Origin of the sequence: Aliidongia dinghuensis (genome assembly GCF_014643535.1) — a bacterium.
In the GTDB taxonomy this organism is placed as follows: Bacteria; Pseudomonadota; Alphaproteobacteria; order ATCC43930; family CGMCC-115725; genus Aliidongia; species Aliidongia dinghuensis.
The window spans coordinates 132,568-144,662 of record NZ_BMJQ01000002.1 but is presented as its reverse complement, the minus strand read 5'-3'; the positions used below and the strand labels follow the sequence as shown (position 1 = coordinate 144,662).

10 protein-coding genes and 2 pseudogenes are annotated in these 12,095 nt (G+C 65.6%); 5 read left to right on the top strand and 7 right to left on the bottom strand.

The genetic code is table 11. The annotated features are described in order from the left end of the window. Positions 1-19: 19 nt before the first annotated feature. Together IEY58_RS04100 and IEY58_RS04095 are read right to left on the bottom strand one after the other, a co-directional pair. Positions 20-765, bottom strand: a pseudogene (locus IEY58_RS04100) (IS5 family transposase). 711 nt (positions 766-1,476) lie between these two features. Then, positions 1,477-1,956, bottom strand: coding sequence for an Lrp/AsnC family transcriptional regulator (locus tag IEY58_RS04095; protein ID WP_189042800.1), 480 nt, complete (start codon positions 1,954-1,956; stop codon positions 1,477-1,479). A gap of 124 nt (positions 1,957-2,080) precedes the next feature. Here IEY58_RS04095 and IEY58_RS04090 point away from each other — a divergent pair, with 124 nt between their 5' ends. Together IEY58_RS04090 and IEY58_RS04085 are read left to right on the top strand one after the other, a co-directional pair. Then, entirely contained in the window at positions 2,081-3,232 is a 1,152-nt protein-coding gene (locus tag IEY58_RS04090) for a trans-sulfuration enzyme family protein (protein ID WP_189042798.1), read from the top strand. Positions 3,233-3,245: 13 nt separating this feature from the next. After that, positions 3,246-4,148 carry a DMT family transporter gene (locus IEY58_RS04085; RefSeq protein ID WP_229743468.1) on the top strand — a complete coding sequence of 301 codons (903 nt, stop codon included), beginning with the start codon at positions 3,246-3,248 and terminating at the stop codon, positions 4,146-4,148. Between the two features lie 174 nt (positions 4,149-4,322). On the opposite strand, the gene infA is transcribed toward IEY58_RS04085, so the two are convergent. From infA to IEY58_RS04060, 5 genes are all read right to left on the bottom strand, one after another. Beyond that, positions 4,323-4,595 (bottom strand): translation initiation factor IF-1, encoded by a 273-nt coding sequence (gene infA / locus IEY58_RS04080; RefSeq protein WP_189042796.1) that lies wholly within the window; start codon positions 4,593-4,595, stop codon positions 4,323-4,325. Positions 4,596-4,674: 79 nt separating this feature from the next. Continuing rightward, on the bottom strand, positions 4,675-4,884 hold the full coding sequence (locus IEY58_RS04075; RefSeq protein WP_189042794.1) for a cold-shock protein: 210 nt from the start codon (positions 4,882-4,884) through the stop codon (positions 4,675-4,677). A 284-nt stretch (positions 4,885-5,168) separates the two neighbouring features. Beyond that, the gene (locus IEY58_RS04070; protein WP_189042792.1) at positions 5,169-5,396 is read right to left on the bottom strand and encodes a tautomerase family protein; all 228 of its coding nucleotides are present in this window, start codon (positions 5,394-5,396) and stop codon (positions 5,169-5,171) included. Between the two features lie 61 nt (positions 5,397-5,457). Beyond that, positions 5,458-6,171 (bottom strand): SDR family NAD(P)-dependent oxidoreductase, encoded by a 714-nt coding sequence (locus tag IEY58_RS04065; RefSeq protein ID WP_189042790.1) that lies wholly within the window; start codon positions 6,169-6,171, stop codon positions 5,458-5,460. Between the two features lie 127 nt (positions 6,172-6,298). Beyond that, positions 6,299-7,222, bottom strand: coding sequence for a LysR family transcriptional regulator (locus tag IEY58_RS04060; protein WP_189042788.1), 924 nt, complete (start codon positions 7,220-7,222; stop codon positions 6,299-6,301). 225 nt (positions 7,223-7,447) lie between these two features. Here IEY58_RS04060 and IEY58_RS04055 point away from each other — a divergent pair, with 225 nt between their 5' ends. From IEY58_RS04055 to selB, 3 genes and pseudogenes are all read left to right on the top strand, one after another. Beyond that, a complete protein-coding gene (locus IEY58_RS04055) occupies positions 7,448-8,695 on the top strand; it encodes a cupin domain-containing protein (RefSeq protein ID WP_189042786.1) in 1,248 nt (415 codons plus the stop codon). 134 nt (positions 8,696-8,829) lie between these two features. Beyond that, the gene (gene selA / locus IEY58_RS04050) at positions 8,830-10,215 is read left to right on the top strand and encodes an L-seryl-tRNA(Sec) selenium transferase (protein ID WP_229743467.1); all 1,386 of its coding nucleotides are present in this window, start codon (positions 8,830-8,832) and stop codon (positions 10,213-10,215) included. Then, positions 10,212-12,044 (top strand): annotated as a pseudogene (gene selB / locus IEY58_RS04045) (selenocysteine-specific translation elongation factor); the annotation flags it as partial. The gene selA and the pseudogene selB, both read left to right, overlap by 4 nt. Positions 12,045-12,095: the final 51 nt, after the last annotated feature.

Here is a 12,095-nt window from a genome sequence, read left to right as displayed (position 1 = left end):
CCTTAGAGTCCATCCGAGATCATGTCGTTGTTTGGCAGAGTTTTCTGACCATGAGGCGGATGGAGGCCCAGCGTAGGAACGCCAGGCCGTTGCGGTTCAAGCGTTCGCAATCCTTGGCCATGCGGCGGCAGCGATTGAGCCAGCCGATGGTCCTCTCGACGATCCAGCGTTTGGGCAAGACCACGAACTTTCCGGCATCGGAGCGTTTGACGATCTCGACGTTGATCTGGCGGCAGACACGCGCCAATCCCTGTTGGAATTTCGGCCCGTGATATCCACTGTCGGCGTAGAGTTTCAGCAGGAATGGAAACAGCCCGAACAGAGAACTCATCAGCAGCACGCCGCCGTCGCGATCCTGGATATCGGCGGCATGGACGATTGCCTGCATCAGCAGGCCTTGCGTGTCGACCAGGATGTGTCGCTTCTTGCCTTTGATTTTCTTGCCCGCGTCATAGCCTGGCGGGTCGATCGAAAGCCCCCCTTTTCCGCGCTCTTGACGCTTTGGCTGTCGATGATCGCGGCACTCGGGCTCGCCTCGCGCCCAACCTGATCCCGGCACAGGATGTAGAGCGCATGGTGGATGCGATCGAGCGTGCCGTCATAGTCCCAGCGGCGGAAATAATCATTCACCGTGCTGCGCGGCGGCAAATCCTTCGGCAGGGCCGCCCACTGGCAACCGGTGCTCAGGATATACATCACTCCGTTGACGATCTCGCGCTCCGCGACCGTCCGTTTGTTGCCACCGCTCTTGGCTGGTGGGATCATTGGCCCGATCAAGGCCCACTCTTCGTCCGTCACATCACTCGGATAGCGCAGCTTGCTGCGGTTGTAGCGACCACGGTTCTCGTTCGTCCACATCATGCAGATCCCCCAAATCGGGCCACTGCCATCGAATCACAAGTGATTCCAATGATTCAAGCCGCTCTCGGATAGAGATTTAGAGGAAGGTTGACGTCCTAAATATCGAATATCTCGACAAATTACCGTCCTTATCGAGATAAATTTCAATCTCAACGGCCTCGTCAAGAAATATGCAAGAATCTACACCCCTAATGATCCCATGGTATTCCATATTATTTTTATAGTACTTGAATTGAAAATTGTACTTTGTCAGGACAAATTCAATATCACGCGAATACATTCCAGCGGATAAATCAATTTCCACATTGTCTCGAAGCGTCAAAAAAGATACTCTGCCCTCGATATAACATCTCAATAGTATGAGCGCCGTGAAAGTCACTAAAATCAAAAATATCATTGATGCAACGCGAATGGATTTTCTCTTATTCATTCGAATTTCAGCGCTGCCTTTCTATCACTGTAACCTGGAGCCATACGTTATGATGGTCGGTTAAACCCAAGCGCTTACACGGTCCTCATTCGTCCACATCACATAGATCCCCCCAATCGGGCCGCTGCCATCGAATCACAAGTGATTCCAATGATTCAAGCTGTTCTCGGATGGACACTTAGGCCTTACCCGCCGCGCAGCCGGCGGCTCGAATTCGGGCCGACGATCTCCTGCATTGCGACATAGGTATGATACTCCACGACGTTCGGGTCATCGTGGAATACCTCGCGAGCGAAGTTGGCGTAGGCCTCCATGCTTTCGACCTGGAGGTGCAGGACGAAGTCGGCGCCGCCCGTCACGTACGACGCGTGCCTGACCTCCGGACGGAGCCGAAGCTTGCGGGCGAAATCCCCATAAGTGCGCGAGCCATGCTCAATCGAGACGAGCACGTGCACCATTACAGGCACGCCGAGCACCTTCGGGCTGACAACCGAAATGTCGGCCATGATGACCTTCTCGGCTCGCAACCGGCGCAGTCGCCGGAGCACCGCGCTTTGCGACAGCCCGACCCGCTCCGCCAAGACGCGGGCGGGCGTCTGGTTGTCGACCTGCATCTCCGTCAGGAGCGCCCGATCAAAGCTGTCGAGTTCGACTGAATTCGCCATTTCTCTCCAATAATTCGACCAAAATCACCGACTGTCGAGCAAATTTCGCGGAAATGATCGACCTTTTCCCGGCAATCTTCGCGTCTGCGGCACGGGTGATGGCCGACCTTCAGACGGGGGACATATGACGAACAGTTGGGCGAAGGCGAGCCTGGTGGCGCAGGCGATGGGGCGCACGGACGCGGCTACACAGGCCGTGATACCGCCACTCCATCTCTCGACGACCTACCTGCGCGATCCAGACAATGCCTACTCTTCCAGCTACGTCTATGGCCGGCCCGACAACGCGACCGTGCGAGACACGGAGGCCGTGATCGCCATGCTCGAGGAGGCGAAGGCCGGCGCGCTTTTGTTTTCCTCCGGCATGGCCGCTGCAACTGCATGTTTCCAGGCGCTCCAGCCCGGAGACCACGTCGTGGCTTCGTCCGTCATGTACTGGTCGTTGCGCAACTGGCTGCGAACGGAAGCGACGCGCTGGGGCCTGCACGTCGATTTCGCCGAGACGAACGACCTCGACCGCCTGAAAGCGACTGTGCAGCCCGGCCGCACCAAGCTGGTCTGGGTCGAGACGCCGTCGAACCCGCTCTGGACGGTCACCGATATTGCAGGTGCCGCAGAAATCGCCCACGCGGCCGGAGCCCGGCTTGCCGTGGACTCAACCTGCGCCTCCCCCGTCCACACCCGCCCGCTGGCGCTCGGGGCGGACATCGTCATGCATGCGGCCACCAAGATCCTGAACGGCCATTCCGACGTGATCGCGGGCGCGCTGGCCGGTGCCGAGCGGGACGACTACTGGGCTCGGATCGAGACTGTCCGCAGAAGTGGCGGCGCCATCCTCGGCCCGTTCGAGGCCTACCTGCTGCAGCGTGGGCTGAAGACCTTCTTCGTCCGGGCAACCGCCCAGGCGAAGTCGGCGCAAGCCCTTGCCGAGCGGCTGACGTCGCATCCAAGGGTGGCGCGCGTGCTCTATCCAGGACTGCCGCAGCATCCCGGCCACGACCTTGCTGCGAGGCAGATGGAGAACGGTTTCGGCTTCATGTTGTCCGTTCAGGTTCAGGGCGGCGAAGTCGCCGCGGTCGCGACGGCAGCGCATGTGGAGCTCTGGAAGCGGGCAACTTCGCTCGGCGGCGTCGAGAGCCTGATCGAGCACCGGGCGTCCATCGAGGGGCCGGGGACACCCTGTCCTGCCGACCTGCTGCGGCTGTCGACCGGGCTCGAGGCGGTCGACGACCTCTACGACGATCTCGACCGGGCGCTCAACGCTGCACATCGTTGAGCGGATCGGGACGGTGAGCGACGAACGAGCCACGCCATCCGGGACGATTGCTCGCCCGGCGGCGAGCGCCATTGGTTTGACCGCCGTCGCGATGCTCGCCTTCGCGGCAAACTCGATCCTGTGCCGCCTCGCGCTGGCGCAAGGCCTGATTGACCCTACGAGCTTCACGTTGGTCCGGATCGCGTCGGGCGCCTTCGCGTTGTGGCTCATCCTCGCCCTGAAGCGGCAGGTGCGCTCCGTCCACGGTTCATGGGCCGGTGCGCTCGCCCTGTTCGTTTATGCCGGCGCATTTTCGTTCGCCTACATAGCCTTGCCCGCCGGCACCGGCGCGCTGCTCCTGTTCGGCGCGGTGCAAGTGACGATGGTGACGACGGCTCTTGTCAGGGGAGAGCGGCTGACCCTGCCGCAATGGTTCGGCTTCGCGCTGGCACTCGCCGGGCTGACAGCACTCCTCAGCCCTGGTGCTGGCGCTCCTCCCATCACGGGGGCCGGTCTTATGATTGCCTCGGGCGTGGCGTGGGGAGCCTACTCGCTCCTGGGCCGTGGGACGGTCGATCCGCTCGCTTCGACGGCCGGAAATTTCATCCGCGCGCTGCCATTGGCCGCGGTGGCGATGGCAGCGGCCATGATGCTGGGGCCGAAGGTCGAGGTCATGGGCTTCGTCTACGCCGTGATGTCGGGAGCTGTGGCGTCGGGTCTCGGCTATTGGATCTGGTATGCCGCGTTGCGTGGCCTCTCGCCAGTCCAGGGCGCGTCCGTACAACTGAGCGTGCCCGTCATAACGGCCCTTGCGGGCGCGATTGCACTCGGAGAGCCCATAACGACCCGCCTTTCGCTGTGTTCGATCACGATACTCGGCGGGATAGCCCTCGTGATCGTCACCCGCCCGAACGCTCGGCGCGTCGCAGCTCGGTAGCGACTGCTCGATGATGCGAAGCAGACGTGATGCAGTCTCGCCGAAATTTTGCCGCGCCCGCTTCCGGGTCGATCGCTGGACGCGCTGAACAGCCGGGATGGGCGCGAACGAGCCGCTCCGGTTTAGAGACCCCGGACAACGGAACGTTTCCGTTTCAGCGGCCTTTGAAGCGGCTCAGCGACGGCGCGGCGGCAGACGGCGGGCGGGCATGCCGGCGGGCGGGCGTTCGTCCTTATGGCGGTAGGTAATCCGACCTTTCGTGAGGTCATAGGGCGTCATCTCAACGGTGACGCGGTCGCCGGCGAGCGACCGAATGCGGCTCTTGCGCATCCTGCCGGCGGTGTATGCGATGATCTCGTGACCATTCTCGAGCATGACTCGGAAGCGGCCGTCGGGCAGCACTTCTTCGATCTTACCCTCAAACTCGAGAAACTCTTCTTTCGTCATCCGACCTTCTTGAAGCGCAAGAGAAATGACGGCGGCATGAATTTCATGCCGCCGTCCTTGGATTTCCGAAGAGAAGAGGTCAGACGGCGCGCAGGTTCTCAGCCGAGCTCTTACCCTTGCGGGGGTCGCGCACTGCCTCGAAACTTACCTTCTGGCCTTCGACGAGGCTACCGAGCCCCGCGCGCTCGACCGCGGAGATGTGGACGAACACGTCTGCAGAACCGTCCTCGGGCTGGATGAAGCCGAAGCCCTTGGTGCTGTTGAACCACTTAACAGTGCCGATAGTCATAAAAGCCTCCTGGGATCGTTCCCGATCGGAGCTGCCCGGCGCGGGAATGCGTCACGGGCATCAAAGTCACGACAGGGAAGGCCGGCGGTCGCCGGACGATAGCCCAGTAGCAAAGTCGACCTGCCTAAGATGAACTCTACGCGACGGAATCGCAAGCTAAACGGGATCTGCGGGCGCCAGGGTGCCAATACCAGACAGTGTCGAACGTGCTCTCGTTCGCCACATACTGAACGCCCGCCCGGAAATGGCCAGGGCGGGCGCTGAAACTCTCGGGAGAACGCGCGCTATTGCGCTTTGAGCTTCCGGTAGGCTTCGACCGGCAGGCCGCCGACACCCCAGTTCTCCATCTCGACCTCCTCGATGACGACGAAGGTGGCGTCGAGCGGCTTGTTGAGCACGTCGAGCAGCAGCTGGCTCACGCCCTTGATGAGGGCGGCCTTCTCCGCCGCGGTCACGGACTTGCGGTCGGGCGTCGAGCCTTCGCGCGTGACCTGAATGGTCACCATCGGCATGGCAATTCTCCTCAAAAGAAATGATGGGGCGGGCGGCCGGTCGCCGCCCGCCACTCAAGGTCTACCAGCGGCCGGCGTTCTGGCCGCCGTCGACATGCAGGATCTCGCCGGTGATGAACGACGCGCCTTCGAGGAACAGCACCGCGTCCACGATGTCGCGGATCTCGCCCATGCGCCCGACCGGATGGAGCTTGGCCAGGACGTCGTGCGTTTCCGGCGCATGCATCGGCGTCTTGACGATTCCCGGGGCCACCGCGTTCACGCGGACACCCTGCTTCGCATATTCGATCGCGAGCCCCTTCGTCACGGAATTGAGCCCGCCTTTGGTCAGCGAGGCGAGTGCCGCCGACACGCCGGCGATCGGCTGGTCGACCAGGCTGGTCGTGATGTTGACGATATGGCCGGAGCCCTGCTTCAGCATCGCGGCCACGGCCTTCTGCGTGACGTAGAAGAAGCCGGCGAGGTTGGTCGAGAGCATCGCCGCATAATCCTCCGGCGTGTACTCGACGAACGGCTTGGCGACGAAGATGCCGGCGTTGTTGACCAGCGTGTCGATGCGGCCGAAGCGCTTCAGGCCTTCGCTGACGATCCGTTCCGCGGTCTTCGGATCGGCGATGTCGCCGTCGATCGCCAGAATGTCCGGATCGCTGCTCGGCTTGATCGAGCGGGAATTGGCGATCACACGATAGTTGCGCTCGCGATAGGCCTTGACCAGCGCGGCGCCGATGCCCTGCGACGCACCGGTGATGATGGCGACCTTCTGTTCGATACCCATGATAGCCTCGATGATCTGCTTGGAGCGGCAGGAGCGCCGCCGGTGCTATTCATCTAAGCCATTGCTTTCTGAGATCGAATAGACGGCTTTCGGCAGACACTCTTCCGCAAGTCGGAAGAGTGTCTGCCTAAGCGCCCGAATCCGCGGCCAAGCGCGAGAACTGCGCCCTGAGGCGCGGCACCGCGAAATCGACGAAGGCGCGCACCTTCGGCACAGACATCCGGCCTTCGGGCGCAATGAGATGGACCGGCAGCGGTGCGTGCTCGTCCGAACGGAGCACGATCTTGAGCGCGCCGTCCCGGACCTCGTCGGCGACGTGATATGAGAAGAGCCGCGTGACGCCGCCGCCGGCGGCAGCGGAGGCAACGGCCGCGCGCACGCTGTTGACGACGAAGCGCGGCGTGAATTGCACCGTGCGCGGCACGGTCGAGCCCGGCGCCGGCGGGAAGCTCCAGGAATCCAGGCCGAAATGCGTCATGGCGATGATCTGGTGCTTGGCGAGATCCGCCGGCTCGTCGATGCGCGGGCTACGGGCGAGATAGCCGGGGGCGGCCGCGACGATGCGCCGGACCTCGCCGAGCCGCACGGCGACGAGCGTCGAGTCCGGCAGATGGGCGATGCGCAAGGCGACATCGATGCCCTCGTCGATCAGGTTGACCGGCCGGTCGAGCAGATAGAGCCGGACCGACACGGTCGGATAAGCATCGAGGAAGGCGTCGAGAATGGGGCGCACCACCTCCTCGCCGCTGATCAGGGGGGCGGTGATGGTGAGCGTACCGCGCGGCGCCGACCTTTCGCCGGCCGCCAGGATGTCGGCCTCCTCGAGATCGGTCAGCACGCGCCGGCAGGCGGCCGCGTAGCGCTCGCCCGCCTCGCTGAGCTTGATCGAACGCGTCGTCCGATGCAGCAGCTGCACGCCGACATGGGCTTCGAGAAACGCGATCGCCCGGCTGACGGCGGCAGGCGAACGGCTGAGCCGGCGACTTGCCCCGGCGAGGCTGCCTTCGTCGAGGGCCGCGACGAAGACCTTCATGGCGTCGATGCGATCCATCCACTCTTCCGAATGAAGCAATACCGAACGCCTGACTGTAAGGACTCCATCGCGACGCGCAATGACCTTCGGCCAGTCCTCGCCAAGCGCCCGTGCCCGTCGCACGCCGACGAACATTTGCGAAAGAAATCCGACCTACCCGAAAGCAGGCGACGCGGAACCGGCCTATAGCGGTGCCCAAGCTTACGGCCGATGCGCCGTCGTCCAGTCTAGGGAGGATAGGTCATGTCCAGTATCACTCGCCGATCGATCTTGGCGGCCGGCGCCATCGGTGGCGTCGTGTCGGCCGCGGCACACGCGGCCGGCGTGTTCGGCAACCCGGATCTGCCGCCGGAGGGCGCCATCAATTCGACGCCGCAGGCGCTCGCCGATCCGGGGCCGCAGAACCCGGCACTGGCGAACAACCTGCCGTCCTTCGTCGATCCGCCGCCGACCGACGTCAACGGCATGCCGCTGTTCTGGTCGTCGTTCAACATCGCGCCGAAGCGCGTCCAGGCCGGCGGCTGGGCCCGCCAGGTCAATACCGAGGCCTTCCCGATCTCGGAGACGATCGCCGGCGTCAACATGCGGCTCTCGGCCGGCGGCATCCGCGAGCTGCATTGGCATCAGCAGGCGGAATGGGCGGTCATGACCTACGGCAGCTGCCGGGTCACCGTGCTCGACAACCAGGGCCATCCCTATGTCGAGGACGTGAAGGAGGGCGATCTCTGGTATTTCCCCGGCGGTGCGCCGCATTCGCTGCAGGGGCTGGGGCCGGACGGCGCCGAATTCGTGCTCGCTTTCGATCGCGGTGCCGCCGGCGAATACAACACGCTGATGCCGACCGACTGGTTGGCGCACACGCCGCCCGACATCCTGGCCAAGAATTTCGGCGTGCCGGTCGACGCGTTCAAGAACATCCCGCTGCAGCAGCGCTGGATCTTCCAGGGCAAGATGCCGGGTCCGCTCTCGGCCGACCAGAAGGCGGTCGTCTCCCAGGCGGGTGCGGCACCCTACCCCTTCGTCTACCGGCTTTCGGACATGAAGCCGAACAAGGTGACCAAGGGCGGCGAGATCCGGATCGCCGACAGCACGAATTTCCGCGTCTCGACGACCATCGCGGCCGCGCTCGTGAGCATCAAGCCCGGCGCGCTCCGCGAGCTGCACTGGCATCCGAACGCCGACGAGTGGCAGTACTACATCAAGGGCCAGGGCCGCATGACGGTGTTCAACACCGGGCCGGCCGCGGTGACCGCCGACTTTCGGCCGGGCGACCTCGGTTACGTCAAGAAGAACCTTGGCCATTACGTCGAGAACACGGGCACGACCGATCTCGTGTTCATGGAGATCTTCAAGTCCGACCGATACGAGGAAGTGTCGCTGATCGACTGGCTCTCCCACACGCCGGTCGACCTGGTCGCGGCCACGTTCAACCTGGACCCGGACGTCATCGCCAAGTTCCCGAAGAACGCGCCGGGCGTGATGCCGGTCTAGCCATCGCGGGCAGGTAGCAGGAGCGGCGGCACCTTTTCCGGCAACGAGTGTTGACCCGGAAATCGGTGCCGCCGCAATATGATACCAGCCGGCGCTGCGTTCCAGATGCCGGTCGGAGGGCCAGGTCCTTGCGGTTGCGTGATCTACCGTCCGTCAGCACCATCCTGCAGACTGCCGAGGCCGCAGCGCTGCGCGAGCGCTTCGGCCATGGCCTGGCGACGGACGCGATCCGTGCCGTGCTGGACGAGGCTCGGCGCACGCTGCAGGCGGGCGCACCGGCCGCTTTCGCCATCGAGGAACTGGCAGGCCAGGCGGAAGCCCGGCTCGAAGCGGCGGAGCGCTCGGCGCTTCGCCCCGTCTTCAATCTGACAGGCACCGTGCTGCACACGAACCTCGGTCGAGCGCTCCTCGCCGAGGCAGCGATCGAGGCGGCCGTGGCCGCCATGCGCGATCCGGCGGCGCTCGAGTTCGACCTTGCAACCGGCAAGCGGGGCGAGCGGGACGACCATGTCCGTGCGCTGCTGTGCGACCTCACCGGGGCCGAGGACGCGACGGTCGTCAACAACAATGCCGCCGCCGTGCTCATCGCCATCAACACGCTCGCCCACGGCCGCGGGGCGATTGTATCGCGCGGCGAGCTGATCGAGATCGGCGGCGCGTTCCGCATGCCCGACATCATGCAGCGCGCCGGCGCGCATCTCATCGAGGTCGGCACGACCAACCGGACCCACGCCAAGGACTATCGGGCGGCGCTTGGCCCCGACACAGGCCTCATCCTCAAGGTCCATACCTCGAACTACCGGATCCAGGGTTTCACCGCGGAGGTCGGCGCCGCCGAGCTCGCGACCATCGCCGACGCCGCCGGCGTGCCGCTGATGAACGACCTCGGCTCCGGCACGCTCGTCGATCTCGGGCACTACGCGCTCGAGCGCGAGCCGACCGTGCGCGAGGCGGTCGCCGAGGGCGCCGGCCTCGTGACCTTCTCGGGCGACAAGCTGCTGGGCGGCCCGCAGGCCGGCTTCATCGTCGGCCGGCACGCGCTGATCGAAGCGATCAACCGCAACCCGATGAAGCGGGCGCTTAGGCTCGACAAGATCCGCCTGGCGGCGATCGAGGCCACGCTCCGGCTCTACCGCGATCCCGACCGTTTGGCCGAGCGTCTGCCGACCCTCAAGCTGCTGGCGCGGCCTGAGGCTGAGATCGAAGCCCAGGCACATCGCCTCGTTCCCGCCGTGGCGGCGGCAGTCAAGCCGGCATTCACCGTGGCGCCATGCCCGTGCCAAAGCCAGATCGGCTCCGGCGCGCTACCGCTCAATACCATCGCCAGCGCCGGTCTGGTCATCCGGCCCGTCGCGGCCGGCGGCCGGGCGCTCGACACCCTGGCCGCAGCACTCCGCGCATTGGACCGGCCGATCATCGGGCGGATCGAGGACGGCGGCCTCATTCTCGACCTGCGCTGCCTCACCGACGAAGCGGCCTTCCTCACGGCACTCGCCGGCCTGCGGGTAATGGTGCCATGATCATCGGCACTGCGGGCCATATCGACCATGGCAAGACCGCGCTCGTCAAAGCGCTGACCGGCATCGACTGCGACCGGCTCAAGGAAGAGAAGGCCCGCGGCATCACCATCGATCTGGGCTTCGCCTATTGGCCGATCGAGGGCGGCCGGGTGCTGGGTTTCGTCGATGTGCCCGGGCACGAGCGCTTCGTCCACACCATGCTGGCCGGTGCCGGCGGCATCGATTTCGCCCTGCTGGTTGTCGCCGCCGACGACGGCATCATGCCGCAGACGCTGGAGCATCTGGCGATCCTCGACCTGCTCGGCATCGAGCACGGCCTCGTGGCGCTGACCAAGGCCGATCTGGTCACGCCCGAGCGTCTAGAGGAGGTCAGCCAGGCCGTGCGCTCTGTGCTCGCGGCGACGGCGCTCGCCGACATCGGGATCCTGCCGGTCTCGGCCTTGACCGGCCTCGGGATCGAAGAACTCGGTGCTCGCCTCGCCGCGGCGGCGGCGGAGACGGCAGAGCGCTCGGCCGAGGGCGGCTTCCGCCTGGCGGTCGACCGGGTCTTCACGCTCGCCGGCATCGGCGTCGTCGCCACCGGCACCGTGCTCGCCGGCGAGGTCCGGGTCGGCGACGCGGTCGAGCTCAGCCCGTCTGGCCTATCTGCGCGCGTGCGCTCGCTGCATGCCCAGAACCGCCCGGCCGAGACGGGGCGATGCGGCGACCGTTGCGCGCTCAATCTCGCGGGACCGGGCATCGGCAAGGAGGCGATCCGGCGTGGCGACATGGTGCTGGCCCCCGGCCTGCACGCGCCGACGGACCGGATCGACGCGACGCTGCGCGTGCTAACGGGCGAAGCGAAGCCGATCAGCCAATGGTTCCCGGCCCGCTTGCACCATGCGACGGCCGAAGTCGGCGCCCGGGTTGTCCTGCTTGGCGACGGCTCGATCGAGCCGGGCACCACGGCCGAGGTCCAGCTGGTGCTGGACCGGCCGATCGCCGCCGCACAGCGCGACCGCTACGTGCTGCGCGACGTCTCGGCGCAGCGCACGATCGGCGGCGGCCGATTCATCGACCTGCGCGGCCCGGCCCGGCGGCGGCGTACGCCGGAGCGCGCAGCCCAGCGCGCGGCCCTCGCCCTCGCCGACGCTCAGACTGCGTTCACAGCCCTGCTCGCGGCCCCGCCCTTCGCAGCCGATCTCGCCGCCTATGCCCGCGACCGCGGCTTGTCGGCGATGCAGACGGAGAAAATGGCCCGCGAGGCCGGTCTGGTGCTGCTTGAAGCCGGCACCGCCCGGATCGCGATTGCGCCCGACCGCTGGCAGTCCTTTGCCGCGAGCGTCACGGAGCAGCTCGCCGCCTATCACGCCGAGAATCCCGACCTGCAGGGCATGGGGCGGGAGAAGCTGCGCCTGCAGTTGACGCCTCGGCTGCCGGCGCCGGTCTTCGTCGCAACACTGCAGCGGCTGGCGCGCGACGGCGGGCTGGTGCTGGACGGCGCCTTCGTCCGCCTGGCAAGCCATACGGTGCGCCTCGCCCCCGGCGACGAGGCGGCGTGGGCCGTGATCGCGCCGCTCTTGGGCGGGGCGGAACGGTTCCGGCCGCCCCGGGTGCGCGACATCGCCGGCATGACCGGGCGGGTGGAGCGCGACGTCCGGCGGCTGCTCAAGCTGGCCGGGCGCCTCGGCTGGGCCGACGAGGTGGCACCCGATCACTTCTTCCTGCGGCCGACCGTGCGCGAGATGATCGGCCTCCTGATCGAGGAGGCCGGCCGCGCGCCCGGCGGCGAGCTCACCGCCGCGCAGTTCCGCGACCGGCTCGACAACGGCCGCAAGGTCGCGATCCAGATCCTCGAATTCTTCGACCGGCACGGCGTCACGCTGCGCAAGGGCGACCTG

Coding starts and splice junctions, on each gene's coding strand:
- IEY58_RS04095 (WP_189042800.1), bottom strand. CDS start 1,956: ATGGCGAATTCAGTCGAACTCGACAGCTTTGATCGGGCGCTCCTGACG.
- IEY58_RS04090 (WP_189042798.1), top strand. CDS start 2,081: ATGACGAACAGTTGGGCGAAGGCGAGCCTGGTGGCGCAGGCGATGGGG.
- infA (WP_189042796.1), bottom strand. CDS start 4,595: ATGACGAAAGAAGAGTTTCTCGAGTTTGAGGGTAAGATCGAAGAAGTG.
- IEY58_RS04075 (WP_189042794.1), bottom strand. CDS start 4,884: ATGACTATCGGCACTGTTAAGTGGTTCAACAGCACCAAGGGCTTCGGC.
- IEY58_RS04070 (WP_189042792.1), bottom strand. CDS start 5,396: ATGCCGATGGTGACCATTCAGGTCACGCGCGAAGGCTCGACGCCCGAC.
- IEY58_RS04065 (WP_189042790.1), bottom strand. CDS start 6,171: ATGGGTATCGAACAGAAGGTCGCCATCATCACCGGTGCGTCGCAGGGC.
- IEY58_RS04060 (WP_189042788.1), bottom strand. CDS start 7,222: ATGGATCGCATCGACGCCATGAAGGTCTTCGTCGCGGCCCTCGACGAA.
- IEY58_RS04055 (WP_189042786.1), top strand. CDS start 7,448: ATGTCCAGTATCACTCGCCGATCGATCTTGGCGGCCGGCGCCATCGGT.